This window comes from Pseudoflavonifractor sp. 60 (genome assembly GCF_009911645.1).
GTDB lineage: Bacteria > Bacillota > Clostridia > Oscillospirales > Oscillospiraceae > Lawsonibacter.
The window spans coordinates 1-26884 of sequence record NZ_QWKI01000132.1; the positions used below are offsets into that span (position 1 = coordinate 1).

Sequence of the window (26884 nt, forward strand, 5' to 3'; positions counted from 1 at the left end):
TCACCTGCCTTTCTTTGATATCTTTCTTCCCGCCGCTTGCTCAAGGCGGCATTTGATATATGCCCTTATGGGCGCACGTAAAGCTCCACCATTGTGTTGCTGATAGGCGTGCCTGTGGCGAAAATAACGCCCTGGCCCCCGGTCAGCTCGTCCAGATAGCGGCACTTCATATACAGGTCGCTGGACTTCTGCGCCTCCGTCTGACTGATGCCGCCCACGTTCCGCATTTGGGAAAATGCGGCGAGATTTTTGTAATAATGCGCTTCATCAATAAAAATGCGGTCAACGCCCAATTCCTCAAACGTGACCACATCATCCTTACGGCTCTGATCGTTCAGGCCGTCCAGCTTTTCCTTGATGCTTTTCCTGGTACGTTCCAACTGCTTGATAGAAAACTGCTCCCCGTTCTGCGCTTTCAGTTCAGCAATACCGTGGATAATTTCGTTCATCTGCTGTTCCAGAGTAAACCGCTGGCGTTCTATGCTCATGGGTATCTTCTCAAACTGGCTGTGCCCGATGATGATGGCGTCATAGTCCCCGGTGGCAATTCGGCCACAAAACCGCTTTCGATTTTTGGTTTCAAAGTCCTTTTTAGTCGCCACAAGAATGTTTGCGGAGGGATAGAGCTGCAAATACTCCGCCGCCCACTGCTCCGTCAGGTGGTTGGGAACCACAAACAGGCTCTTTTGACACAGGCCCAGCCGCTTGCTCTCCTGTGCCGCCGCCACCATCTCCCAGGTTTTCCCGGCCCCCACCACATGGCCTAACAAGGTGTTTCCTCCGTAGAGGATATGGGCGATGGCGTTCACTTGATGGGGCCGCAGAGTGATCTCCGGGTTCATACCCACAAAATTGATATGGCTCCCATCGTATTCACGGGGCCGCAGATTGTTGAACTTGTCGTTGTAAAACCGCGTCAGCCGTTCCCGGCGCTGGGGGTCTTTCCAAATCCAGTCCTGAAACGCCTGCTTGATAAGCTCCTGCTTGCCCTGGGCGATAGCGGTTTCTTTCTTGTTCAGAACAGGCTTTTTCTTTCCGTTCCTGTCCTCAACATAGTCAAAAATCCGAACGTCCCGCAGGTTCAGGGTTTCCTCAATGATCTTGTAGGCGTTGATGCGGGTGGTGCCGTAGGTGCTGTTGGCCTTGACATTCACCCGGTCAACGCTTTTGCCCTCTACATTCCAGCCCCCGGTATATTTCGAGTAGTAAACGTGGATTTTCCCCCTGCCATAAACGGACGTATCCAACAGGTCAAAGATAAACTTCTCCACCACGTCCAGGGGGAGCCAGGTGGAGCCGAGCCGCACGGAAATCTCGCTGGCGGTCAGGTCTACTGGCTGCACCCGTTCCAGCGCTTCCACATTGGCGGTATAGTCCTCCGGGTACTGCTCGGCGCTCCGCTTCGCCCATGCCAGTTTCTCTCGCACGTTGCCAGAAAGGTATTCATCAGCGGTGAGATACTTTTCCTCCGTACTGTTACCGTACCCGTACATGGGGTTCAGGAAAATCACGCCGGTCAGGTCGGTGTAGATCTCCTGCTCGTTCTTGCCAGTCAGCTCCATCATAAAGGTTATATCCACTTTGGCCTTTTCAGCCAGTGACACGGCCAGGGCCTCGGCGGACGTGTCCACACTGGTGATAACAGTTTTCTGCTTGATGGTGCGCTTGGTGAACATATCCGCTTTGCGGACAAAGTTCCGCTCATCGTCCAGCACTTCCAGAGAGGACAGCAGAAAGTAGGCGCTGTCCATGCTGAACGCGGCGCTGTTGGCGCGGGAGTTGATACGCCCGTATTTCGCCGCAAAAGCATCATAGAGAGCATTGAGCTTGCGCTGCTGGGCCTGAATATCCTCGTCGGGCCAGTCCTCGGTCTGATAATCAATGAGCGTCCGCACACAGTCCCGGATTTCAATAAGTCCCTTGATGCGGTTCGCCGCTGTGACGGACACCTCTACCGGGTTCATCCGGCTGTTCTCCCGGTAGTAGATTTCGCCGTCCACTACGGTATAGCTGAAATTCCGCACATTCGGATCGGCAGGGATGGATTTGTCCTCGCCCTCTGCCTCCGGGTCGTCCATCACATACTCGGTGATGGTGCCTTGGATATTCTGGATGGCGGCGTTGAGCTGTTCTCCCAGGTCTTGTCCCTCACGGGGCGGGCAGGCGATTTCCGGCCCGTGGGGGCCGCTGACCTCCTGCATATCTCCCATGACCATCTCCGGGTGGTCGATGAAATACTGATTCATTTTCAGCCCGTTTTCATCGGTATTCAGGTGTACCCAATCCGGCTCCCCGCTGGCAAGGGCTTCCCGCTTCTGTAAAAACAGGATGTCGCTGGTCACTTCCGTACCAGCAGCGTCCTTGAATGTGTTGTTGGGCAGGCGGATAGCCCCCAGCAGATCGGCCCGCTGTGCGATATACTTTCGGACGTTGGGGTTCTCCTTGTCCATCGTACCCTTGCTGGTGACAAAGGCGACGATGCCGCCCGGTCTGACCTTATCCAGCGTCCGGGCAAAGAAATAGTCGTGAATGAGAAAGTTGTGCTTGTCGTACCGCTTGTCCGTTACCTTGAACGCTCCAAATGGCACGTTGCCGATGGCGGCGTCAAAAAAGCTGTCCGGGAGTTCTGTTGTCTCAAACCCCTGGACAGCGATGGACGATTTTTGATAGAGCTGTTGGGCGATCCGCCCGCTGATCCCGTCCAGCTCTATGCCGTAGATTTTGGAGTCGGCCAGACTTTCCGGGCGCATACCGATGAAGTTGCCGATGCCGCAGGACGGCTCCAGCAGATTGCCGGTCTTGAAGCCCATGTTCTCCAATGCCTGATAGATAGAGCGAATGACCACGGGCGGGGTGTAAAAGGCGGTAAGGGTGGATTCTCTGGCGGCGGCGTACTCGTCCTCATCCAGCAGGGCTTTCAGCTCGGCGTACTTGCTGTGTCGTTCATCAAAGCAATCGGCCAGCCCACCCCAGCCCACATACTGCGCCAATACCGCCTGTTCCTCCGGGGTAGCAAACCGTTCCTCACGTTCCAGCTTTTTCAGCAGGCGGATGGCCCGGACATTGTTGTTAAAACGTGTCCCCGGCGTCCCCACACCGATGGCATCATCGGTGATGTGGTACTCATGCCGGTCTGCGTTAGGGACTTCGGGATGGAGGATAAAGGGCGATACTTTGGGCCTGCACCGGGGGGCGGGTGGAGGCAGCGGCGGTGCTTTGTCGGCGTGGTCGTGCCCATTTGTTAAACTTTCTGCGCCCTTTTCGGCAGTTGCTTCTTTTTCAGCAGGTTCTAAAATCTTTTCTGCCCTGGGCCGATGGGCAAGCAGCGTTTTTTCCGCTTCTTCAAGCGTATCAAAGCCACCCGCTATTGCGTGGGAAAAACCACGCTGTTCATCATAGCCATAATGGTTATAATACTTGCCGTTAGGGGATTGGATGATAACAATGCGCTCTTGGTCAAACAGGTATTCCGCTACCTTTCCTTCACCCCCACGCAGGGAGACGGAGGGGGACGATTCTTGGCCCTGCTTGGCCCGCTCTACCGCCAGCCATTCAGCGGCCTCCTTGTCCGCCACGGCTTTCCTGACCTGCTTCAGATAGTCCTCGACCTGCCATTCGCTGGTAAATTCCTCCTGAACGCCCTCACCATCTACATATATCCCGCCCTGAACATCGTCCCATACGGCGTAGCCGTTATCTGTTTCAATGATAGAAAATCGTTCATCAGGTGGGATTTCCTTTGCGGCGATCTGCCCCACATCGGCCATAACCTGCTGAATAAAGGGGGCTGTGCCCAGCTTCTCTGGGTCTACTACGTGGCCGTCCACGATGCCATTTTCTGCAAGGGCGGCACGAACGGCGGCGGGGTCAATGTCGGAAAAACTGTCAGCCGTCTGTTCAGGAGCGTCCTGACGGCTTTTTTCTTGTTTCTGTTCGTAATAATCCTCTGCGTAGGAAATAATGTTGTCAACACTCAGGTTTGCAAGGTGTACGTTTAGTTCATCCAAATCGCGGCATTTGAGCGACATGACTGTTTCATCATTTACCTGATAAATCAAATGAAAGTCAATCAAGTCAGCGATTACCACAATACGGTACTCGCTGTCTTTATCTCCAACGCTGTCCCCAAAAGTGACATTGTGCAAGTCAGAGAAGTCCGCCGTTTTTTCAAACGCATAGCTGCAAAATTCTTCAATGAGCTGTTTCGCTGTATCTATAAGCGGTACAGGCTTGATGGAGATTTTATGCTGGTTCCCATCCAGTGCTGCGACTACCACATCATAGCCCGCACGGTTCAGTTCGCCAACGTAGTCATCTAACTTATGGGCCGGGAAGCCGCACATGGACACACGGCCATATTCGGGGATATTGCGTTTGGTCAGGGTCAGATCAAGGGCCTCCGCCGCGTTATATGCGTCCTCACCCTCAAGCCCTCCATACAGCTCAAAGAAATCTCCCACCTGATACAGCACCAGACTGTCGGGGTTATGCTCTTTGATGGAATTGTAGGCGTCCCAAAACCTGCCGCTGGCAGGCCCAGGCTCCGGCTGTGGGGCAGGGCCGCTTTGCGCCGCTTCCACCTCCTTGCGAACAGCCTCACGCAGAACGGGAATGATCTCACGGTATTTGTCGTACTGATTGAGAAAATCCAGCACACCGCCGTCACCGTCCCCAATGTCCTGACGTTCGGTGAATGTCCGTCCATCGGGCATGACAAGGGTGAATTTCACCTTATCGTAGCCTAAAAATGCGTTATATTCCGGGTCGTTGGCATCATACCATTTCTGCCACGTCCCGTATTTTTCCATAGCAGCCGTTCTCCCGGCGATATATTCATCGTCGGCCTGTTTCATCAGCCGGTCAAACTCTTGGAGGGAGTAGGCTGTCTTATCCTGAAATACAATGCTCTCGCTCCACTCGCAGAAAATATAGGGAAGCTCACGGGGCGGGTAAGTCGGCTCGCTGGCTTCGACAGGGGGCACAGCGGGTTCCCGTACCAGCGGCGGGGTGGAGAACACAGGGGCGTCCTGGGTAGCGGAGATGGTCATGGTGGAGGTAGCGGCAATTTCTTCAATTCGTGCCCGAACGTCCTCCGGCAGACCGTCCTCATAATAGGTCACGGTTCGGTCAGGGGAGATATGGGCGATGATTTTATAGTCGCCATCTTCCTGCTCCAAACGGTTCCAAACTGTCAGGCCGTTGCCCAGGTGCCCATAGCCCAGGTCATAGCCAGGGATGTCAGGCTCCGCAGGTTTGGCGGCGGGTGCCGCTTCCTCCACCGCCTGAAGCAGACCATCGTTCAACGGGTTTTCCGCCAGTAGGCGGTCAAATTCCTCACGGGGCAGTTCCTTGTTGATGATGGGAAACGCTGGGTCAAAGAGCCGGAGAGTCTGATCGTCAAAGGCCAGCAGTTGATATTCCTGCATCCCCAGGTACACCGTGGCCCCCAGGGTCAGCCGGTACTCTTTCGGCGGTGCCGGGGGCGGGTTCAGCTCGTCATAGGCCGGTTCCGGCGACGCGGCCAGAGGGCCAGGAACGCTCTCCTGACGATGGTACTCCTGGTATTTCTCCTTTTCAGCCGGTGACAGATAGCGGCCCGCCTCCACGAGCTGCCCAATGCGTTTCGCCGCCTTTTTCCATGTCAGCTTGACCTCGGCCTCTGGCTTGGATAAATCACCAATGGAGATTTTCACACCGTTTCGGTCAAACCATGCGCGTATCTTTTTGTCTGTGGTAACAGAAAAATAGGTGGTCGATTTGTATTCTTCTTTGAGAAAAAATACGTTTTCGGTGGAGCTATGAGCTGTTTCAAATTGCTCAAAAATGCGGAACTTTCCATCGGCTATGCCGCTGCCATGCAGGAGAATGGCGTCAATGTCCTCCTGGGAAATAGCAAAAGCGGAGGACTGTTCATCCTCCGCCGCTTGGATAGCCGCTTTCTGTTCTTCCTCCGTGGGGAGAGGGGCGGTCAGTTGGCGTACACGATCTCCGCCAGCGCCATTTCCTCCGCCGCTGCCTTGATATTGTTCATCAGACCTACCCACTTCATCTGATCGGACGCTTTCAGGCTCTCGGTCACGCCCTGCTCCCGCGCCATTTGCTCCGTCAACTGCTCCACCATCTCGGTGGCCTGCCGGTCGATCTCCGCCAGATGGCTGTTCAGCTCCCCGGTCAGCAGCATCCCCGTGTAAATCCCGTGCCGGTGATTGGCGAGGAAGCTGCGCCGCAGCATCCCATATTTTTCGACCTGCGGGGCCTCCGGCACGTCCAGGTTGGGCAGTTGATAATCGCCCTCGGTTCTGTATGTCAGCTCCATGTTCAACGCTCCTTTCACGTTTCGTTCTGCCATCATTATACTGCCTGTCAGGATTCCCGGCAAATGTGCGATTTTGTTTTTCTTCCCAATATAAGGGCAGCACGGTGCTGGCGATCTCCCGCAGGGGCATCTCGGCTATATCGCTGGTCGCGGCCCCCAGGATAGCAAGAGTTTTCAGGGTATTAAAATCGTAGATGTGGGCAAAGTCCTCGCCGCTGAAATACTCCTGGGGGTCGATGCCGCACCGGGTCAGCATGATATAGGCCACGCTGTTCTCCAGCAGGCGCTTAAACCACACCTCGGTATTGAGATCATCCAGTTCTTCCAGCAAACTGCCCTCCTTGACGCGGCAAAGGTCGGCGTAATAATCGCCAAAGTTGTCCTCGACGATGATCTTTGCCGTTTCCAACAGGCAGGCGGCAAAGTCGGACTTATCGGAAAACTCGCCGTAGCTGTTTTCCAGCGCCTCCACCACCGGCCCCTCGTACTGCGGCCTCATCTGCCAGACAGGGACGGTGCGCCCCGCACGGCTGTTGGTGTCGGACATATCAAAGACGTGCCGCAGCTTGTAGCCCTTGTCGGTGTCCACCAGCAGGGCGATCCCCGTGGTGCCCTTGTTCACCCACCGGCCATGCTTGTTCCAGAAGTCGGTTTCAGCGCAGGCGGTGGCGTCTGGCTTTTGGGCGTAAATCAAAAGCTGGTCGCGGAAGCTGTATTTGAAGTTGTGGGCGGCGGTGGTCAGAAACGCCATATAGTTCCCGCTGTTGGCAAAAATCTGGCGGGCCGTCTGCGCCGCAAGCCGGACAATGGGTTCAGGTTTCTTTGCCACGATCTATCCCTCCTTTTCCTCGTAAGATTTCAGCAGCCCCTTTGTGGCGGCGGCGATTTTGGAGATACGCCCGGTGAGCTGGGCGACGGTGGCCTGTATCTCCGACTGCCGCGCCGCGTAGAAGTAGCCGGTGGCGTCGCTGCAAATAGGCCAGCCGTCACAGCGCAGGCGGTTGACGGCCCGACGCAGCTCCGTCCCTTTGACATGGAACGCGGTCTCCAGCTCCTTGCTGGAGGCCGCGCTTTCCTGTCCACGGCGGTATTGTTTCAGGTACTCACACAGAGCTTTGTCGATGGGTGCGCCTTTCACCGGGTATCACCCTCGCCGCCCTCTTTCAGCTCCGCGCTGTACTCCTTTTCCACCTCGTAAGCCCCGATGCAGGCGTAGAGAAGCTGCCAGATCATCTCGGAGGCTTCGCTCTCATATATCCGCATACTGACATAGGGCTTACCGCCCACACCGTAGCAGCGCCGGGAAAACCGCATACGTTTTTCCATCAAGTCCTGGGCGCTGTTGCGGGTGGGCACATCCTCGGCGGTGGTGTTGCGTTCCAGAACGGCCATCATCAGGTCGAACATAGAGGGGTGTACGTTCAATTTGACATTCGGTAATTGTGCCATGATGCTCCTACCTTTCCACGGACACGGCCTGCCGCCCACGCTGGGGGAAGTCCCAGCCGTAGACTTTGCCGATCTCATCCCCCAGCCTGCGGGTGATCCGGGTAATGTCGGCGCGGGTCGCTGTGCCGTAATACAATTTTTCTTTCAGCAGGTCAATTTGCGATTCCCGTACTCCGGGCTTATAGGTGCGGTAAAGCAGACGGTTTGTACCGTCATGATGGATGGCGTCACAGCGCAGGTCGCCGAGCTTGTCAACAAACCAGGTGGAATAGTCAATGCCCCGGTCGCTGTAAAGGCAGTCCCGGATGTTGCCGCTGGCAATCTCCTTGTAGCCCATGCGCCGCCCGTGCCAAAGGCCCAGGTCTGCAATAATGAGGATAGGTTGGTCAAGCTGGATATTCAGGTTCACACGCTCGTCATCCAGGTAGCCGTTGTTGATGTCGTACATCAGCATCATGCGCTCGTCCTCGGTCAGCTCCGGGTACTCATCCTCTAAAAACTCTCGCCAATCCTCGTAATCCAGCGTGAAGTCGCTCCAGATAAGGTGCTTTTGTTCCGTCACCGGGCATCACCCCTGTCCGGGCGGCGGGGCTTGATTGGCTGGCCCTGCTCGTCGTAGTTTTTCGGGTCGGCGGCGGGAGTGGCCCAGCCCTGGGTGGCTCCGGCCAGCATCGCCGCTGCCTGTGCCTTGCTCACACCCATCCCGCTGTTCAGTTGCTCCACCAGCTTCTGACTGGTGCGGCCTCTTGTCACAGCGGACGCGGAATGGTAGCCGTCAAAGCCTCGCTCAAACATGACAATAGCCCGTTTTTCAGGCACCTTGCCATAGCATACCAGCGGCAGCGAACTTCGGAGGGGGATCACAGAGTTGCCGTTGCGCTCCATCAGCTCGGCAAACTGGCAGATATGGTAGAGGTTGTCCCAGCCTTTGCCCACCTCCACATGGTATTCGTCGATATAACGGCATTCCCGGTCAAGCTGCCTCCCGTCCGGACACCTAATCCGCACACTGTCGCCGTCTGCAATTCTGAATTTTTCCTCATAGTGCGAGGTGATAAAACGGATGCCCTGTTCAGCTCGTTTCATATGCTGGTCAAGCCAGTCGCGGCGATAGCAGTAGAGAGACAGGTTTTCTTCCTCCTTGTAGGGGTTCAGCCGGATCAGGTAGGAATACTGTGCCGTGTCCGCCCGGAAGCCGAACGCGAAACCGTCATCAAAACCGTTCTCCGGGTGTTGCTGGCAAAAGTCCCGCATAGCGTCACGGCTTTTCAAAAAGCCGCCGTACTGCTCGTCGCCCACCAGTGCGTTCAGGACACCCTCAAACTCCATCTGAAATTCCTCGGTATCCAGGTCTTGCCGGTGGCTCTGCCACGTTTTGAGAAAACCTTGGACGTCCATGCCTGTTCCGGCCCGCAGATGGCCGACGCACCCCGTCTGGCCCTTGAGCTGCATACTCTGGCTGACGGAGTAAAGCCGCTCCGCTGGGGTTGCAGCCTGAAATGTCAATTCCATCAATGTCGCACTCCTTCCGTTTACCGAACGCCATGTCCGCCTTTTTCCAATGCTCGCTCCCGCTGAATGACCGACAAATGCTCTTTTGCCCACTGTGGCATACACTCCGGCCTGACCTCGCCTAAAACATCCCTGCGCTCCCATCGGCCATCCCTGTGGCCAGTGAACACATTGACGCCATAGACTGAGGTGCCACGAGAGTAGCCCCGTGCTCCGCCACCACCTTGCCGGTGATGTCGTCACTGTCTTTCAGCGGAAAACACTGTTCGCCGTTCAGCAAGTCCAACGGGATATGGAGGGTCTTGCGCTGGGCCTGCAAAGCAGCCACCTGTCCTTTCAGCCTGTCAGCATACAGCTCCATAATCTCCAGATAGTCGTCGCTGGCCATCGCCTCGGCGTAATATTCACGCATTCCGTCTTGTGTGCAGAAACAGCACATAAACTCCTGCTCCGGGCTGACGCCCACCACCACCTCACGCGCCCCGATTTGGAGCGCATGGATGATCTCAAAATTTTCTATCATCCGCTTTTCGTTCTGCATAGTGTCACCTCCCCCGGTCATCACGCGGTCTGCACTTCTTCTGGCGGGCCTTTTCCTGCCGCTCTTTCACATGATCCGCCAGGGATTTGGCAGGCTTATCGTCAAAGGAGATCAAGATGTTTTGCGGTGGAACACCCCGCAGCATCTCGGACAATTCCTTGTCCATGTCTTTTCCCTTACCCATGATTATCGTCCCTCCTTAACAGAAACAGAAAGGCCGACCTGCCTTTCTTCGTTAGCAAATCGACCTTCCAGTTGTTCTACTGTCCAATTTTGTTTGAATTGTCCCAGCGGGCTGTGTCCAAACTGCGCGATGGCCCGCTTATCCAGTTCTCGAAGCTGTGCCCACAATTCAGGGTGGTGCTGACGCAGATTTTTCAGTGCCCCGATTCGTTGGAAGGGACAGCACCAGCAGGAACAACGGTTGTATATTCGATACAGCCCGCCCCAGTCAAAGCCTCGGTCATAGCTGATCTGCAAGGCTTCGGCTTCGGTAATGCCCCAATCCACCAGGGGATATTGTTCGTCCTTGATACGCTTTGGCTCATCGGCAGCGATACCCACATAGTGCAGGGCGTTCCGCTCTTTTTTCAGCCGGTTTACCTCTTTTTGAATGAGGTGGGTTTTTAACTGGCCCGTACACCAGCGAACACGAACACCGGGCCAACCGTTTCCATAGAGGGATACCCCCAGCCGTTGACGGTTCTCAATGCTGGACTGTTTTACCTTCGGTTCCTCAAACATAAGCCATTCAAAGCCTTTGGGGTGCCGCAGGGTAGTGATGTGGATGCCGCGCTCCCGGTAGAGCAGGTCGTCCAGCTTCTCCATGTGTTCATACATCTCCGGGAACTCCATGCCCGTGTCGGCGGTCAGTACTACGTCAATGGGCATATCCCGTTCGATCATCAGCAGAAGCATGGCCGTACTGTCCTTGCCCCCTGAGAGGGAAACGGCGTGATAGCTGCCCTCTATGGGTTTCTTGCTGTCAGCGTTCATGCTCCCGCCTCCTCTCTCGGTTGGGCGGTTCCTCATAGAGCCGCAAGTGATACCTGATGTTCAATGCCGGTTCCTCCTTGTCCAAAAATTTACACCGCCCTGTGTCCAGCGGACAAAGAGCGGTGTATGTATGGAGGAACACTTTATTTTCAAGCCATCAGCTTTGTCAGAAGCTCATTCACCGGGGAGGCGTCCTGGCCCTGGGCGGTCAGCTTGTTCCGCCAGTCCAGCAGGTACTTCCGAACACGCCGGTATTCCTGGTCAGTCAATTCGAGATAAACTTTCTTTTCCCGTTTGAACATTTGAAACAACTCCTTCACCACCATAGTACAAGAAAAAAGAAGCGGTTTCAAATGTGCGAATAGGTATGTAGGTGGCCCGCTGTGCGGGCCACGGGGATGTGCTTAATACCCCCTGTGGAGGAAGATAGAGCCGCTGTTGTCCAGCTCGCCCCGCAAATAGCCCGGATTCCTGCACCGCTCACTGATATGCGCACTCTGTTCATAGGCGTAAAACCGCTCCGCTGGGGCAGCGGGCCGCAGGGTCATATCCATTACCGCTCACACTCCTTATCCGGCTCCTTGGGCTGTCTTTCAGAAGCCCTCGCCCGCCGCTCCATCTGATACTCCAATTCCTCGTTGGCACGGCCCAATAAGTCTTTCTTTGCTTCCAGAAGGTCGGAGAAGTAGTGCCCCCAATAGTAGTTGTCCCCACCCTTGCAGGCCCAGGTCACATACATGGGGGGTGCTGTCCAGTTTTCCAAACACAAATTCCGTTTCCCCAACCTGGATGGAGTCGGTAATGACGTAGCCCTCGTTTATTCTGCCAGCCATATCAGCGTCCCTCCCTGTCCCTGGCCTTCTTTTCAGTCTGTTGTTCCTGCCGGAGAATTTCCAGATAATGCTTCGCCCATTGGGGCAGGTTCTCCGGCGCTATGACGCCGAGAATGTCACTCCGCTCAAAACAGGAAGTTTTGCCGGAGTACAACTGCGTACAGTAGCAAGCGGTGCCCCGGCTGTTGGGGGACGCACCAAAACCTCCGGTGCAAAGCTGAAGCTGACTGGTGGCGCGGCGGTATTCCGGGCGCAGCACCTCCGGCCTGATTACGACGATCTTGCCCTGGAGGTCGTGCTGGTAGCCGATGACCTCGCAGCCCTCGGCGGTAATGGGTGCGTTGGGGATACCCTGGATTTTCGGGCCGTTCAGGGCGATTCGGGTTTTCTCCGCCTGCTCCGCCACACGCTCCCCAAAAAGTTTTGCCAGTTCGGGGTAGTCGTCACTGACCATCACTTCGGTGTAGCTGGCAAATAAGCCGTTTGATTCGCAGAACGCGCACATATACCGCTCATTACGCTCACCTGCCGGATTTTCCCCAAGCACGATCTCCCGGTCGCCGATATGAAGCGCATGGATGATAACATAATCACCAGCCTTGCGCTTCTCCTGATCTGCGCTCATTTGATTCCCTCCTTGTCCATAAATTTACGCCGCCCTGTGCCAGTCAGACAAAGAGCGGCGTATGTAAGTGGCCCGCTATGCGGGCCACGGGGATGTGCTTAATACCCCGTCCGGGGGAGGGGCTTGGAGGGCGTGTAGACCTTCGTCACCCAGCGGGTGGTCGCCATGATCCACTGTCCGTTGTAGACGCCGCCCACGTCCGCCTGATTAACAAACTGACTGCCGCCCTTGGCCCAGGACACAACAGTACAGTCAATCTTGGGCGCTTCCACCTGCCGGAAGTTGGCCGGGACGACGCCGAACACGAACATTACTTCTGTGACATACTCGTTGGACGCCAGCCGCAGGGCCACGGGGGACGCTTCCAGCACATAGTTCTGCTGGGTGTTCAGGCTGTCCGCCAGCACACGGTAGTCGGCCCCGGAGAGATTGGTTTTGTAGACGATCTTGTAGCTGCCAGCGGCGTTGTAGGTGCCGGTGGTGATCTTCGCCAGCCGAACCGCCTCCACGGGCAGGGTGTCCCTCCAATAAAAAGAGGTGAGCGCCGTGGTGGAGTTGTTGCCGATATTGGAGAAAGTATAGCGGATGTTCTGACCGGGCATGACCTCGGCATAGCCGGTTTTCTCAATGGACACATTGGTGTAAAGGCTCTTGTTGGTCATGGCCGCTTTGACGATCTGCCCAGCGTGTTCGATCTCCACGTCGATGGGGGTCTTGTCCAGGGCGTAGAAGTCAGCGGCCTTGGATTCCACCACCTTGTAGCGGCCCAGGGGCAGGGGCTTGGACACGGCCACGCCGTTCTTGTCGGTGCGGATGGTGTCAACAAGGTTCCCGGTGCGGTAGTGGTAAATCTCAAACACGGTGCCGGGGATGGGGGTGCCAGCGGGCCAGCCGTTCATGCTGTTGTAGTCGGCGCTGGTCTTGGTTACTTGGATTTGCCCGGTGACGGCGGTGTTTTTCCAGGTGATGGTGGTGCAGCCGCCATATTCCACATAAATGGTCTTGGGCTGGGTGTCCAGGATATAGCCCTCGGCGCACTCGATCTCCCGGATGGTGTACTTGCCGTCCGCAAGCCCGCCGTCCACATAGACATAGCCCTCGTTGTCGCTCTCATAGGTGCCCACGGGGTTGCCCTTGGCGTCGGAAAGCAGGAACTTCACGCCGTAAATGCCCTTGCCGGTCACGCTGTCGATCTTGTGGATGATGGCGCTGCCGGTCTGCCGGTTGGTAATCTCCAGCGTGGCGGTGCTGCCGTCCTTCACTTCGATCTGATAGGGCTGGCTGTCCAACTGATAGCCCTTGGCCGCTTTCAGTTCCGTTACCTGATACCAGCCCTTTTCCGCTTCGGGCAGGGAAATGACGCCGGAGCGGTCGGTGGTGTAGGTGCCCACAATCTCCCCGTTGAGCTTGCGGATTTCAAACTGTACGCCGCTGATCCGCTCCCCGGTTTCCTCGTCCGTCTTGATGATGGTCAATCCGCCCACCTTCGTGTTATACACAGTGATGGTCTGCGTATCGCTGGCATTGACCTTGACCGTCTGCGTCTTGGTGCCCTCGTCCATCACATATCCGGGCAAAGGTTTGGTTTCCGTGATGACCAGGGTGCCCACAACGCCGGAAATACGGATTTCACCGTTGGCGTCGGTCTTGTAGAGGCCCTTGCTGGACAGGTGGCCGTAGTCGTCGTCCAGATAGCTCCCGTCCGAGTAGGTGATCTGGAACTCTACCCCGGCCAGCGGCTCCCCGGTCTGCTTGTCCAGCTTCTTCACCACGATGGTGCCCTGCTTGGCGTTGTAGAAACGGAGGGTCTGAACTTCCCCCGTCTTAATCAAAATAGACTTGGGCTGGCCGTCCAGCACATAGCCCTCCAACGCCTTGACCTCCCGTGCTGTGATGGTGGTGCCGGGGGTCAAATCGTTCAGAACGATGCGGCCATTCTCATCGGTGATAAACTCGCCGTTGGAATTGCCCACAACGGCCCCGCTGGAGTCCGTCACAAGGAAAGTAACGCCTTTCAGCGGTGTGGTGGTGCCCTCGATATACTTCTCAATCACCAAAGTGGTGCTGGGCGTGTTCGTAAAGTGAAGGGTCTGCGTGTCGTTGGGGTTCACCACCACCGTCTGCGTCCGGGTGGCCTCGTCGATGGTGTAGCCGGGGATGGTGGCCGTTTCTGTCACCACCAGCGTACCAACAACGCCGTTAATGGTGATTTTGCCGTCCTTGTCGGTGAAATACAGGCCGTTGCTGCTGATGTGCCCGCTGGCGTCGGGAACATATTCGCCGGTGCTGGTCGTTACCTTAAAGGTCACGCCTTGCAGCGGTTTCCCGGTGAGGGAGTCCCGTTTGTCGATGACCAGCGTCCCGGCCTTGGAATTGGTGACAACGACGGTCTGTGTATCGCCGCCCTGCCCGATGACAACATTGGTACTGGCCCTGTCCATGACATACCCTGTCGGCGCTTTCAGCTCCGTCAACACATAAGCGCCGGGGGCGAGGTTGGTGATCTTGATTTCCCCCTGGGCGTCCGTGGTAAAAATACCGTTCTGCGTCAGGGTGCTGGAGCCAATCACGCCGTCCAGCCCCACTTCACAGCCTGCGGCGGTGGTTACGCGGAACTCCGCCCCGCTTAAAGGCTGGCCGGTGGCGCTGTCCCGTTTCTGGATGATGATAGCCCCGCGAGGCTGGTTCTTAAAGGTCAGGCTGACGGTGCGGCCCTCTTTGATCTGAACGGTCTGGCTCTGCGTATCCAAAATAAAGCCAGCGGGGGCGCGGGTTTCTGTTACCACCACGCTCTTTCCGGGGGTCAAGCCGGTGATAAGGATTTCTCCGTTCTCATCTGTTCTGAAAATGCCGTTGCTGTCACCCACAACGCTGCCGTCCGCATACAGCACCTTAAACTCGGCGTTCTGCAAGGTGACGGAGGGATTGACGGAGCATACTTTTCTGATAAGGAGCTGGCCGTCCGGGGCGTTGGTAAATCTAACAGTGACAACGCTCTGTTCGCCGCTGTCGGCAAGCATGATGGTTTCGGAGGACTGGATGATGTTGTACCCATCCGCTGCGTCCACTTCCTCCAACACATACGCGCCGGGGTTGAGGCCCGTCCACATGGCGGTGCCGTTTTTCCCGGTCACTTTGGTGCCGATGACGGTGCCGCCTGTGCCGCTGGTGCCGCCCAGGTAGCGCAACTGGAACGTGCATCCGGGCAGGGCCGCGCCGGTGACGCTATCATATTTTTCAACTATGATGGCGTTCTTTGGTACGTTCTCAAAGGTGATAACCTTGCTCTCGCCGCCCTTGATATAAAATTCCTGGGTGGCGGGCTGCTTGATGGTGTACCCTGCGGCGGGTTCCAGCTCCGTTACCCTGTACCAGCCGTCCCGGAGCAGGTCTACGAAAAACTGGCCGTTCTCGTCGGAGAAGAACGTCCCCAGGCTGTTCAGCTCGCCGGTGGTTGTGTTGTTGGAGCCGTACCAAACCTCAAACTTGGCTCCCTTGATGGGACTGCCGGTGATGCTGTCCACCTTGTTTACGGTCAGGGTGGGTTTTTTGTGGTTCTCAAAATAGATGGTGTGGTCGCGGTTGGGGTAAAGGGTCACAAGCTGGCTGGGAGCGTCCATGAGCCAGGGGGCTGGAACGGACTTCTCGCTCACCTCGTACACTCCGGGCAGGAGGTTGGTCAGGGTGGCCCTGCCGTTGGCGTCTGTCTTGATCTCGTCAACGGAGTGGCCGTCCGCTGCCTTTACCAAAAAGATGGTATTGGGGATCGGGTCGCCGGTGTCGGCGTCCTTTTTGTAGACAATGAGGTTGGGCCGCTTTTGGTTCTCAATGGTGATGGTGCTGGTCTGGCCGGGAAATAGCTCCACATGGTACTCCTGGAGATCGAGGATGTGGTCGGCAACGGTGGCCGTTTCCTTGATGGAGTACACGCCGGGTTCCAGCTTGTCGATGTTGATTTCGCCGTTATCATCGGTGATACGGTCAAGGTAGTGTGTGCCGTCCTCAATGCGGGCGATGCGGAAATGAACGCCGCCCAGCCGGGTGCCGTCCGAGCTGGTCTTAATAAGCCGCAGGGCGGGCTTGGGGGTGTTGGTGAACACAAAGTTGGCGTTCTCGTCCGGGTTCACCTGCACCACACGCACAGCATCGTCCACCAGGTAGCCCTCCGGGGCCTCCAGCTCCCGCACTTCGTATGCGCCAGGGGTCAGCTTGGACAGGTCGATCTCGCCGTTAATGTCGGTGGTAAACTCCTGCCGGTAGGAGCCGCCTACCAGCTTGAACTCAAAGCGGACGTTGGGCAGGGATTTCATCGTCACGCTGTCCACCTTGATAAGATGGATGCCCGGTTTCAAACTGTTAAAGAAAACCAGCTCCCGCGTCTGCGTTTCACCGGCCTTCAACTCGATCTGCTGGGGGGTGCTGTTCACCACATGGGCGTCGTCGGTGGCAATTTCCTTCACCAAATAGGTGCCCGGTTCCAGGTCATAGAGGAAAATCTCACCACTGGCGTTGGTGGTGTATTCCCCGAACAGGTCGCCGTCGTGCCAGACCTCAAAGGTCACGTCGGGCATGGGTTTGTTGCTGGTCAGGTCGTACTTGAGGATACGCAAGGCGGGCCGCGCCCGGTTGGTGACGGTCAGCACAGGGTCGTCCTCGGTGGCCGGGTCATACGGGTCGATGTGGATGCCGTGGGGGGTCTTGTCCAGCACATACCCAGCGGGTGCGGCGGTTTCCACGATCTCAATATAGGCTTCCTTTCGGATGCCGGTCACGCGGGCCTCGCCGTTGTCGTTGGTGGTGACGGAGGTAATGAGCTTGCCGTCAGCGAACACATCAAAGGTGGCGTTGGGCAGGGAAACGCCGGTCTGCTCGTCCACCTTAATAATGGTCAGGCTGATGTCCCGAACATTCTCCCAGGTAATGAGAACATCCTTGGTGCCGTCCCACTTCACCGTTTCCACGCGGGAGGACTTCACATAGCCGTCCGGGGGCGTCTGCTCCGTAATGCGGTAGGAGCCGTAGGGCAGCTCGTCGCCCTGAAAGTTAATGGTGCCATCAAAGCCGGTGATGCCGGTAGTAACGTAGCTGCCGTCGATCTGCTCAAAGCGGAACACAGCGCCCTGTAAGCTGCCCTTGTTCTGTGCGTCCACCTTTTTAATGGTGAAGCCGCGCTCCACATCGTCGGTGACGGTCAGATACTCGGTACGGCCAGGGGTCAGAGTGACGTTCATGGGGGCCACGATCTGATAGCCCTCCGGGGCGGCAGTTTCTGTCAACGTGTACTTCTCGTCGGCGGGCAGGTCACGCCACACGATCTGCCCGTTGCGGTCGGTGGTGCCGGTAACGGTGGTGCCGCCGCTGCCGGTCAGGGTGAACTCGGCCCCCTCCAGCGGAGCGCCGCCTGCCCCGGCCTTAATCACTTGCAGGCTGGCGGTTTCGGTCAAATCCTCGGTGCCGCTCCACTTAAAGGGGATTTGGGCGTCCAGATTGGTATAGCCGGGGTCAGAAATGATATAGGACTGTTCCGATGCGGAAGGGTTGTAGGCCAGATACAGGTTGTACTGTGCCACGCCGCCTGTGGCCTTGATGGTGAAGCTGCCCACGGCAGGCACATTGTCCACGGGGAGACAGACTTTGAATGCGCCATAATACTCGCTTCCATTGGAATTGAGAGTGGTACTGCGGGTCTTGCTGGTGTCCACTTTATAGCAGGTGGCCCCGTTCTCCTGCACGGTTTCCAGCGGGGAGTTGTTCTCCGCCACAAAGATGGTGCCCTGGGGAGCGTCGGTGGAGTACACCTTGGTCTTGCGCCCGTCAATCCAGGTGGAGGTTGCGGAGGCCAGATACACCACACGGGTATAATACTCCTTGCCGTTGATGCGCTCCAGCTTGATACCGTCCTCATTGTCCTCGGCAGCGCCCTCCAAACCGTACTCGTTGAGGATTTCTATGCCCCGGATGTCTTTATCTTCCTCGGCCCGGAGGGACAGGCCGGTGTGGAGGCTTTTCGTCCAATGCTGGGACAAACTTAGAATGGCCTTCACGCTGTCGAAGATACGGATTTTCTGTGCGTCTGCGGTGGGCGCGGCGAGGGTGTCACGTCCCGCCGTAAAGGAGGTGCCAGGAATGGCAAGCTGGCCGCAGGAGGCCCAAATCGCCAACTGTGTGGCGTACTTGTACTCATCCTCGGTCAGCGCGTTCACGCCCCGCACATCGTCTTGGTGCAGTTCCTTGAACTGTTCCAGCGTTCTGTTGGGATAGCCGCCTGCGAACACGCCCATCGTCTGCGGGTTGCGGTCGTAGGGCTGGACAGTCAGGGCCTTGGAGGGGGATACCCCTTTCAGCCCGTGGTTGACGCAGTAGGCGGTGCCGGTCAGCCCATCGTTACTGGTGTACTTCCAGTAGCCGCCGCCGATGGAGTTTCCTTTGGTTGTGCCCAGGTAATTGCCATACCCGGCCTGTTGGATGGTGACGGTGCCGCTGTTCTCCAGCGAGGCGGCGCTGGCGGGGACGGCCATCAGGCCAAACAGCGTAGCCACCACCAGCAGCATGGACAGCAGGCGGTTGAAATGCTTGTGTTTCATAGGTTCTCCTTTCTTTCCGGGCATAAGAAAAGGCAGGCTGTTTTCACAGTCTGCCTATCCGATGCGGGTGTTTGGTTGTCTTACTTTGTGCTTCCAGGAACAAACAGCTCTTTCAGAAAAGCCGTCTGCTCCGGCGCTCGGTCTGGATGGTTGGGGTAGGTTTCCCGAAGCAGCATGGAATGGCTGTTCGTCAGGTCGTTCAGGGACACGTCCACATGGAGCCACTGGCCGTCCACATAGACCATGTTCCAGGTGTGGTTGCTGGTGCTGATGGTGAAACAGGGGATACCAGCCGCCCCGCACAGAAACTTGAACGCTCTGGCATAGGAGCCGCAGGCCGCTTGAAGCTCTCCGCTGTGCTGGGCAAAGGTGCGGGTCACGCCCGCCGTCTTGCCCTTCTTGTAGGCCAGCAGGGTACACAGATAATCGTTCAGGTATTCTACCTTCTCCCGGTCGGTCATCCCGTCTGCGGCCTGGATGGTGGGCTGGATGAAGTCAAACGGTTCCTGGTAGTTCTCTGGCATCTCGGCGGACACGGCGAAGTAGTCCAGGTATTGCCAGTAGTTGGTGAAGTTCTCCGGGACATGATGCTCATACCGTACAACGCCCTCCATCCGGCCCAGCAGATTCTTCACGGCGCTGTATTCGCTGTCGCCCACCATCGTATAGGCGGGGGCGGTATCGCTGGTGCCGTCCACCAGCGTCTGACGGATGGCGTTGTAGAGCGCCCGGTCGTAGGTGGCGGTGAACACATCCGGGTTGGCCTCCTGGGAGAAGTCCTCCCGGCTCCATTGGGTGGCGCTGATGGTGTAGGGTTCTGGCTGGGCTTCTGCGGCGTGGGCCGGGACGCTCAAACCGGCAACAAGGACAGTGCAGGCGATCCCGGCGATAAAACGGTTCAGACTGTTTTTCATATGAACGATCTCCTTTGTAATATGTTGGGGTCTTTGCTTGTCCCAACAGTACCACAAAGGAGGGAAACAGTCTAAGGTGCGAATTTCTTTTCAGCGGGTATCAGACCTCCACGGCCCGGACAGCCCAGCGGTAGGCGCTCTGATTGCGGACACAGGTGAACAGCGTGACGCAGTTCTCAGCGGTGGGAGCCAGCAGGGAGTTGTCCGTTTCGCTGATTTTGTTCACGCTGGTAACGGAGTAGGTGCGGGTGCCCAGCCGGGTGGTCAGAGTGATGGTGTCGCCTACATTCAAATTGTGGATGTCGCCAAAATAGCAGTTGGCCCCACGATTGTGACCAGCGATGGCGCAGTTGCCGTCCCAAATGCTGGTGTCCTCGAAGTGGCCCGCCCCTTTCGCCAGGACGGAGCTGCCCGTACCCTCGTAGACCTTGACGTTCACGTTCAGGCTGGGGATTTTCAGGGTGGCGAGGTAGCCGCCGCTGTAATAGAGGTCGGAAGTGACCTCCGTGTAGCCGGTAGAGGGGGTGGGGGTCGCCGTACCCCCGGTGGTGCCGCCGGACACGATGCCGCTGGGGATGGTGTTGAAGTCGGGCGGGGCGACAGTGATCCCGGTGTTGCCGTTGATGACGGCCCCCTCACCCAGCATATAGCCTGGGGCCAGATTGGGGGTCAGGGGGTTGCCGGTGTTCAGGGTGTAGGCGCTGGGACTGCCAAAGGTAGGCGGAATCAGGGCCGCGTTCTTGCTCACGTCCACGTTGGGCATCTCGCCCCGGTCAGCCGTGATAACCGGCTCGATGGAGGTGGACTTGCCGTACTCCGGGTCGCCGGGGCCGTCGATGTTGTATTCAAGGGCACTGGCGGGCACCGTCAGGGCCAGGGTCAGGCACAGAACGGATAAAAGCATGGTCAGTTTCTTCATGGTGTTTACCTCCTGCGTTTGATGAAGTAGAACGCTCCGCCGCCCAGCAGCACCACCACAACAACCGCCACCACGGGCAGGACGTTGTTCTTCTCGCCAGTGGGGGTGTCAGCGGGGTCAGACGGGTCAACGGGAGTAGTGGGGTCGGCGGGGTCGGTCAGGTCAGGGCTGGGGGTGTCGCCGGGTTCCTCTGTGGGGGCGGGTTCCAGGGCCGTGCCCTCGAAGATCGCCACATAGCGGATTTTGTTCAGGTTGATACGGCTGACGGTGCCAGCGTAGTCGGCGGTGACGGTGTAGCCTTTCACATAGGAGCTGGTGGCGGAGCCGGAGTAGGAGGCCACGGCGGTAAAATGGCCGTCCCCCTCCGTCTGCCAGTTGACGGTCTGGAGGGTCAGGGAGTGGCCGTTGTCGCTGATGGACTTGGGGATATACTGTGTGTCCTGGTCGGCAAGGCCGGGGTAGGTGCGGGTGGCGGTGACGCTCTTGGTGGAGCTGCCGTACCCGGCCACCTCCACCTTCACCGTGTCCAGCTTCAGGGCCAGCGTCCCGACAAGACCGTCCTCGGTGATAAACTCCTTTGTCTGCGGCAAAAGGGCCAGCACCGCGCCCATGTCCTTGCTCTTGCTGTTCACGGACACGGTTTCCGTGTGCTGGCGGCTCTCGTTGGCGGGGAGTTCCTGTTTCAGCAGGTCGGTGAGGGTGTAGTGGTAGCCCTCCTGCTCAAAGTCGGAACGGGGGATGCCAGCGGGGTCGTCCTCCGGCCCCAGATCGTACATCTTCCTGATCTCGCCGCCGTCCTCGCTCCGGGTGACGGCGGTGGGGTAACAGGGAGACGGCTGGGCGGGTTCAGGCGGGTCGGCGGCAAAGGCGGCGGTGGTCAGGCTCATAGCCAGGGCCAGGACGCACAGCAGCCGAGCCGCGTGGGTGATGGTTTTCCGCTTCATAGATAGATTACCTCCATTTTGTTGATTTTGGGCGCAAAAAATCCCCGTGGCGCTCCACGGGTTCGGTTCAAGGGGTTTTACCGGCTGAAAAAGGATGGGCAGGGTCTTTCTTTTCAGCAGGTACAGCAGGTTTGGAGGGGGAGAGTGTGAGAGGGGGAGGGCGTGGGAGGTGCCAGGGCCGCAAAAGGGCATACTGCCCCCCAGGTGTAACTTTCATCGCTCCATCGCCCTTTCCCGCTTGCGGTACATCTCCAAAGCCTTCACGATAGTGTCCTCGATCTTCTGTGCGGGCGTCCCCGCAGGGAAAAACTTGGCGATGCGGTTCTTAGGCATTTTGAATTGCTCCACCTGATTGGGCTTTTCCTCCTGCATGATGGAGAGGATCACATCGGGATTCAGCTTGCCCTTTTCGGAAAAGTCCCTGATTTTGATAGCTTGGGCATGGGAGGGGGTGCAGTCCTCACCCTCCATGATCTCCAACAAGGCGTTCTGCTCGTCCTTTGATAGATAGGACAGCTCCACGGCGGGACGCAGAGCCATTTGTAACTGGCCCTTTTCTTTCAGAACAGAATTGTCCACCATGTCCAGCAGTTCGGGCACAAGGTTTGTCAGGCGGATATAGCGTTGGATTTGGCTTTTACTATCACCTGATTCAGCCGCTACAATGTCACGGGATTTAAGGTTTTCTAACTTGTGCCCCGTTGGGGCACAAGTTAAATCTGTGCGCTCTCCCTGCCGTTTCATGGCGTCCAGCTTCATTTTATAAGCGAACGCCTTTTCTGACGGTAAGACCTGCTCCCGCTGGAGGTTGCTGTCCACCATGATAATGATGGCTTCATCGTCGGTCAGTTCCCGGACGATACAGGGCACCGTGGGCAGCTCTGCCAGTTCCGACGCCAGCTTGCGCCGGTGGCCGGACACCATCTGATAGCTGCCGTCCGGCATGGGGCGCACCAGCACAGGGGAGAGGACGCCCCGTTCCTTTACGCTCTCCACCAGCTCCGTCATGCTCTCATCCATCCGCACCTTGAACGGGTGGTTAGGAAAGTTACTGATCTCGCTGGTGGGCAGGTCGGTCACATAGCTGCGCTGGGCGTTGTCCCGTTCTGCCTGGGTAGAGAACAGGTCGTTATAAGCCTCGTTCAGCCCCAGGTCGATTGCGGTTCCTTTGCTCAAGGGCGCTCACCTCCTCTACCAGCGCGGTATATGCCGCCGCTACTTTCCCCTTGCCGTCGTGGGCAAAGATGCTCTTGCCCTCCACGCTGCACTCCGCCGCCCGGACAGAAAAAGGTATCTCCGTGTTCAACACCCGGAGATTGCTCCCGGTCTGCCGCAGGGCGGCGATAATGCTTTTCGCGTTGTTGGTACGGCTGTCTACCATCGTCAGCAGGATACCGTCGATCTTCAGCTCCGGGTTGATTTGCCGCCGCACCTTGGCGACTGATCCCATCAGCAGCTTCAAGCCCTTGGTGGACAGGTAGTTGGCCTGACAGGGAATAAGAACGCTGTCCGCCGCTGCCAAAGCGTTGATGGTCAGCATACCCAGCGAGGGCATACAGTCAATGAGAACGTAGTCGTAATTCCGCTTGACCGCGCCCAGGTAGCTCCGCAGCACAAATTCCCGGCTCATGGTGTTCACAAGGCTCACCTCAAAGCGGGACAGGTCGATGTTGGAGGGCACAAGATCGACGCCCTCAATGTCCTTCAAGATGCCCCTGTCCAGCGGCGAAAGGTTCTCGTTGTCCACGACGGTCTGCATCAGATCGGAAATAGTCGTGTCCAGATCGTCCGGGTTCTTCACACCCAGGCTCACCGTAAGGCTCCCCTGGGGGTCTGTGTCCACCAGCAGCACTTTTTTCCCTTGCTGTGCCAGCCCCACGCCCAAATTGACCGCAGTAGTGGTCTTGCCCACACCGCCTTTCTGATTGGTGACAGCGATCACTTTGCACTTGTTCATGGGTTTCTGCCTCCTTTCTTTGGATATAGTCATAGCCGCCTGCGACGAAACAGGCGGCTATGTAAGTGGGCCAGCGGCCCACTTGGGGTGTTACTGGCTCTCGTCCATGAGAAGCGCCAGCACGTCCTCCATACCTGCGTCAAAGATGAAGTCCTCGCTCTCAGCCAGAAACTCATCCATGAACATCTGGGCGAGGGCGGGGTACTGCTGGCAGTCGGTGAAGCTCTCCGACGGGGCGATCTCCACCAAAGCGTAGATGCCCTCCAGCACCTTCATAGCCCCGGTGTAGTCGCCGTGGCGCACCAGGAGCCGCAGGGCCTTCTCCGTGGCCTGCACCATGTCCAGTTCGCCCACCTCCAGAAAGGCGCTCCACAGGCCCTCCACGCTCTTGTATGCGGCGCTGCGAACCTCGTCGGCCAGCTTCTCAATGCGGGCCTCGCTGTTCTGCGTCTCGTTTTTCTTCCACTTCATAACTTGTCCTCCTACTATAAAATTCACAGCCGTCAACAGGTTTCAGGCGGCTATGTAGGCTTTTGGGCAGGGCAAAAGGATTCAAACCGGAAACCGCTCCATTTTTTCATTAGCAAAGATTGAAGCCGTTTTCTTGCCCAATTAGCAAACCACCCCATTTTTCGGTGGAAAAACAAAAAACCTTGCTAATTGATTAGCAAGGTTTTAGGGGGGAAATGGTATGTAGTTCAATTTGAATCGGGAAGTAACAGTGATTAGCAAAAAATTATGGATAAAGCGCCCACCTTTTAAGTGGGTAACATAGCGTCCTCCCTCGGCTTTCAAAATGTTATAGAAAAAGCACAAAATCTTCGGTTTTTCCGAAGATTTTGTGCTGCTACTGGCACCCGCGGGAGGATTCGAACCTCTGGCCTACCGCTTAGGAGGCGGTCGCTCTATCCAACTGAGCTACGCGGGCATATGAAATTGTACAAATGAAATCGAACTGGGAGTCGTACACCTGTGCCCCCGGAGTGGGGCGCTCTGTTCCACACTTAGGAGGCAGTCGCTCTATCCAACTGAGCTATCGGGGCCTATTGATTTGTCTGAGTGAACTTGAACCCATGCAATCCACATCAAGGGAAAAAAGCGGGTGAATTGGTATGTTTGGTTGATTGCTCCAGCTGTGGTACACAGATCTATGAAAATGGAGTATACAAAAGTGAAGTAGCTACTATACATCTGCATTCAGGGAGCTTGGGGGATGAGGCAGGCTTTTGATGGAGACACATATGGTTTTGAGGTACATAGTTTACTATTGTATTTTAGCCTAAATCAATCAATCTGTCAACGGCAAAACTGCCGACTATCCAGGAAAAATGACCAAGTATCCCAAAAGGCTGGACACAGCGCCAGAGAGCGGTTATACTTGGAACCAGGGAGGAGGAGGGCCTATGGAGGTAGAAATACGGCTGGAACCCCACCGGCAGGAGCCAAAAGTGGTGATTTTAGCTGGTGAGGAAAGCGAAGAACTGCTTCGGCTGGCGGAGAGCCTGCGTTCTTTGGCAATGGGCCCCATCCCAGTGAATCGGGGGGAGGAGAAGCTGCTCCTGCCCCAAGGGGAGTTCCTCCGATTCTACACCGACGGCAAAGGGGTGTCCGCGCAGACGGCACAGGAGGTCTACGGGGTCCACCTGCGGCTGTATGAGCTGGAGGAGCGTCTGGACCAGACCGGATTTGTCCGCATTTCCAACAGCGAAATCATTAACCTGGACCGGGTTACGGCGGTGGACCTGTCGCTGTCGGGCACCATCTGTATGACGCTGGATGGCGCAGTAAAGTCCTACGTGTCCCGACGATACGTAAAAAAAATCAAGGAGACGCTGAATCTGGGGAGGAGGAGTCAGAATGAGAAGAGATAAAAGGGTCTGGCTGGTCCGGGTCCTGGCTGGAGGCGTTTTAGGTGTGTTGGCGGGAGCCCTGTTTTTCTTCTATACAGAGGGGAGTCAGGAGATGTCTCCTGCGGTGTATGGCCTGTGTGCTGCACTGGGCGGAGCTGCGGGGATAGCCACGCTGCCCTTTGCTGACGATGGCAGGTCCCTGCTGCTCCACTCCGGGATCCACTTTGCGGTGACCTCCTTCCTGTTCCTTCTGCTGGCGGCTCAACTCTGGTCCTGGGAGGACTGGAAGGTGCTGTTGGTACTGGAAGGGATGCTGGCTCTGTTGTACGCTCTGGTCTGGCTTGGGAGATGGATTGGCTGGTACATGGAGGTGGTACAGCTGCGCACACTGCTGGGATTGGACGCCGGGCCATCCCCCCTGAAGTGGCGGGAGACCTTGCCCTATCTGCCCTTTGTTCTGCTGCTGTGCGACTGTCTGCCCTTATTGCTGTACTGGATGGATGATAGGGTTAATCAGGGCAGCTTTATTTATATCCCAGTCCTGTCTGGGATGCTTTTGCCCTTTATGCTTCTGCCTGTGGGCGGCTTCTTCGCCGGACTGTCCCTGGGCAAGCGGCAGGGGGTGTGCCCGCTGTATCCGGCGGCCTGTTTGGTGTGTTATTTGCCCATGCTGTATGTAACATCCTCAGCCCGTCTGTTCCACTGTTTTATGGCGGCTGTTCCCGCGCTGACGGGGAATGTGCTGGGTTGGATGTACCGGCGAGCGGTGCCCAAAAGGAGGACAAGCAGATGAGAGAAAAAATATTGGAGCGGGCGTTCCAGGGCTGGGGATTGCTGAAGCGATTTGGGATCAGTTCTCTGTGGCTGGCGGCGGTGCAGACCCTGTCCTGCCTGGCCTGTGCCGTGGTGGTGAACGGTCTGTTTTCCAGAGATTTCCAGTGGGAGTGGCTGGTCTACGTATTGGGATTAGCGATGCCCGTGCTGTGGGGGATAGGAGGGCGCGCTCTGCCCGACAAATTCCGTCCCAGAGGCAGTTGGGAAATCTGGAGCTTTCTGCTGTTGTGGACATTTCTCCCTGGCATTCTCTGCTGCTGGGCCGACCTGGGAGGGGCGGATATTCTGTGGGTTGTCCTGTATCCTCAGATGATGGCCCGAATGGCCTGGTTCTACCCCCTGTTCGACGGTCCGCAGCCCGCTCATGTGCTCAACAATCTCCAGCCCCTGGCGGCGGCTGGGACCCATGTGCTGATGATGGCTGGCTTTTCCATTGGGATGTGTGCAAGGAGGAAGAAAAAGAAATAATGCCTTATGATGGACTTTTGGACGGGGCCTGAAATGGTCCTCTGGGCGGTTGTTGTACAAATAAAGTGAGTATTTCCTGTTTATTGCAGTATGTCAGAGAATGAAAAAGGAGGCTAAACAGCCAGCGCCCCGCCTGACGGCG

Annotated in this window: 23 protein-coding genes and 1 tRNA gene; 3 read left to right on the forward strand and 21 right to left on the reverse strand. The window is 56.9% G+C overall.

All coding sequences use genetic code 11. The features are described from left to right. Nucleotides 1-65 precede the first annotated feature (65 nt). The 21 genes from D1646_RS14475 to D1646_RS14575 form a co-directional block, all read right to left on the reverse strand. Nucleotides 66-5426: an LPD25 domain-containing protein gene (locus tag D1646_RS14475; RefSeq protein ID WP_347565222.1), complete on the reverse strand. Its 5361-nt coding sequence runs from the start codon at nucleotides 5424-5426 to the stop codon at nucleotides 66-68. 542 nt (nucleotides 5427-5968) lie between these two features. Beyond that, nucleotides 5969-6352, reverse strand: coding sequence for a TnpV protein (locus D1646_RS14485; protein ID WP_347565220.1), 384 nt, complete (start codon nucleotides 6350-6352; stop codon nucleotides 5969-5971). Between the two features lie 796 nt (nucleotides 6353-7148). Continuing rightward, the gene (locus D1646_RS14490; RefSeq protein ID WP_347565221.1) at nucleotides 7149-7454 is read right to left on the reverse strand and encodes a hypothetical protein; all 306 of its coding nucleotides are present in this window, start codon (nucleotides 7452-7454) and stop codon (nucleotides 7149-7151) included. Beyond that, nucleotides 7451-7765, reverse strand: a complete 315-nt coding sequence (locus D1646_RS14495; RefSeq protein WP_160637148.1) for a hypothetical protein — start codon at nucleotides 7763-7765, stop codon at nucleotides 7451-7453. The genes D1646_RS14490 and D1646_RS14495 overlap by 4 nt, the downstream gene beginning before the upstream one ends. A 7-nt stretch (nucleotides 7766-7772) precedes the next feature. Continuing rightward, on the reverse strand, nucleotides 7773-8327 hold the full coding sequence (locus tag D1646_RS14500) for a hypothetical protein (RefSeq protein WP_160637149.1): 555 nt from the start codon (nucleotides 8325-8327) through the stop codon (nucleotides 7773-7775). Next, the gene (locus D1646_RS14505; protein ID WP_160637150.1) at nucleotides 8324-9277 is read right to left on the reverse strand and encodes a hypothetical protein; all 954 of its coding nucleotides are present in this window, start codon (nucleotides 9275-9277) and stop codon (nucleotides 8324-8326) included. Before D1646_RS14505 ends, D1646_RS14500 begins: the two co-directional genes overlap by 4 nt. 121 nt (nucleotides 9278-9398) lie before the next feature. Continuing rightward, a complete protein-coding gene (locus tag D1646_RS14510; protein WP_160637151.1) occupies nucleotides 9399-9818 on the reverse strand; it encodes a hypothetical protein in 420 nt (139 codons plus the stop codon). 4 nt (nucleotides 9819-9822) lie between these two features. Beyond that, on the reverse strand, nucleotides 9823-10002 hold the full coding sequence (locus D1646_RS14515) for a hypothetical protein (protein WP_160637152.1): 180 nt from the start codon (nucleotides 10000-10002) through the stop codon (nucleotides 9823-9825). A gap of 2 nt (nucleotides 10003-10004) precedes the next feature. After that, on the reverse strand, nucleotides 10005-10814 hold the full coding sequence (locus D1646_RS14520; protein WP_160637153.1) for a phosphoadenosine phosphosulfate reductase family protein: 810 nt from the start codon (nucleotides 10812-10814) through the stop codon (nucleotides 10005-10007). A gap of 149 nt (nucleotides 10815-10963) precedes the next feature. Then, on the reverse strand, nucleotides 10964-11116 hold the full coding sequence (locus D1646_RS22745; RefSeq protein ID WP_201754693.1) for a hypothetical protein: 153 nt from the start codon (nucleotides 11114-11116) through the stop codon (nucleotides 10964-10966). A gap of 102 nt (nucleotides 11117-11218) precedes the next feature. Next, nucleotides 11219-11368 (reverse strand): hypothetical protein, encoded by a 150-nt coding sequence (locus tag D1646_RS14525; RefSeq protein WP_160637154.1) that lies wholly within the window; start codon nucleotides 11366-11368, stop codon nucleotides 11219-11221. Continuing rightward, on the reverse strand, nucleotides 11368-11577 hold the full coding sequence (locus D1646_RS14530; protein ID WP_160637155.1) for a hypothetical protein: 210 nt from the start codon (nucleotides 11575-11577) through the stop codon (nucleotides 11368-11370). Before D1646_RS14530 ends, D1646_RS14525 begins: the two co-directional genes overlap by 1 nt. 71 nt (nucleotides 11578-11648) lie before the next feature. Continuing rightward, nucleotides 11649-12272 carry a hypothetical protein gene (locus D1646_RS14535; RefSeq protein ID WP_160637156.1) on the reverse strand — a complete coding sequence of 208 codons (624 nt, stop codon included), beginning with the start codon at nucleotides 12270-12272 and terminating at the stop codon, nucleotides 11649-11651. 98 nt (nucleotides 12273-12370) lie between these two features. Then, nucleotides 12371-18856 carry a SpaA isopeptide-forming pilin-related protein gene (locus tag D1646_RS14540; RefSeq protein WP_160637157.1) on the reverse strand — a complete coding sequence of 2162 codons (6486 nt, stop codon included), beginning with the start codon at nucleotides 18854-18856 and terminating at the stop codon, nucleotides 12371-12373. Between the two features lie 80 nt (nucleotides 18857-18936). Next, a complete protein-coding gene (locus D1646_RS14545; protein ID WP_160637158.1) occupies nucleotides 18937-19770 on the reverse strand; it encodes a transglutaminase domain-containing protein in 834 nt (277 codons plus the stop codon). Nucleotides 19771-19870: 100 nt separating this feature from the next. Continuing rightward, the gene (locus tag D1646_RS14550; RefSeq protein WP_160637159.1) at nucleotides 19871-20689 is read right to left on the reverse strand and encodes a sortase; all 819 of its coding nucleotides are present in this window, start codon (nucleotides 20687-20689) and stop codon (nucleotides 19871-19873) included. Nucleotides 20690-20694: 5 nt separating this feature from the next. Next, a complete protein-coding gene (locus D1646_RS14555; protein ID WP_160637160.1) occupies nucleotides 20695-21633 on the reverse strand; it encodes an LPXTG cell wall anchor domain-containing protein in 939 nt (312 codons plus the stop codon). Between the two features lie 213 nt (nucleotides 21634-21846). Then, nucleotides 21847-22809 carry a ParB/RepB/Spo0J family partition protein gene (locus tag D1646_RS14560; protein ID WP_160637161.1) on the reverse strand — a complete coding sequence of 321 codons (963 nt, stop codon included), beginning with the start codon at nucleotides 22807-22809 and terminating at the stop codon, nucleotides 21847-21849. Further along, complete coding sequence (locus D1646_RS14565) at nucleotides 22763-23590, reverse strand: ParA family protein (RefSeq protein WP_160637162.1); 828 nt, start codon at nucleotides 23588-23590, stop codon at nucleotides 22763-22765. The genes D1646_RS14560 and D1646_RS14565 overlap by 47 nt, the downstream gene beginning before the upstream one ends. Before the next feature lie 90 nt (nucleotides 23591-23680). Further along, nucleotides 23681-24061 carry a hypothetical protein gene (locus D1646_RS14570; protein WP_160637163.1) on the reverse strand — a complete coding sequence of 127 codons (381 nt, stop codon included), beginning with the start codon at nucleotides 24059-24061 and terminating at the stop codon, nucleotides 23681-23683. Nucleotides 24062-24441: 380 nt separating this feature from the next. After that, a tRNA-Arg gene (locus D1646_RS14575) sits at nucleotides 24442-24518 on the reverse strand. A 475-nt stretch (nucleotides 24519-24993) separates the two neighbouring features. On the opposite strand from D1646_RS14575, the gene D1646_RS14580 reads away from it, so the two are divergent. Genes D1646_RS14580 through D1646_RS14590 form a run of 3 tightly spaced genes read left to right on the forward strand, consistent with a single transcriptional unit; the run spans nucleotide 24994 to nucleotide 26742 of the window. Continuing rightward, nucleotides 24994-25461 (forward strand): LytTR family DNA-binding domain-containing protein, encoded by a 468-nt coding sequence (locus D1646_RS14580; protein WP_243154188.1) that lies wholly within the window; start codon nucleotides 24994-24996, stop codon nucleotides 25459-25461. After that, a complete protein-coding gene (locus D1646_RS14585; protein WP_160637165.1) occupies nucleotides 25448-26233 on the forward strand; it encodes a DUF3021 family protein in 786 nt (261 codons plus the stop codon). Before D1646_RS14580 ends, D1646_RS14585 begins: the two co-directional genes overlap by 14 nt. After that, nucleotides 26230-26742 (forward strand): hypothetical protein, encoded by a 513-nt coding sequence (locus D1646_RS14590; protein ID WP_160637166.1) that lies wholly within the window; start codon nucleotides 26230-26232, stop codon nucleotides 26740-26742. The genes D1646_RS14585 and D1646_RS14590 overlap by 4 nt, the downstream gene beginning before the upstream one ends. Nucleotides 26743-26884: the final 142 nt, after the last annotated feature.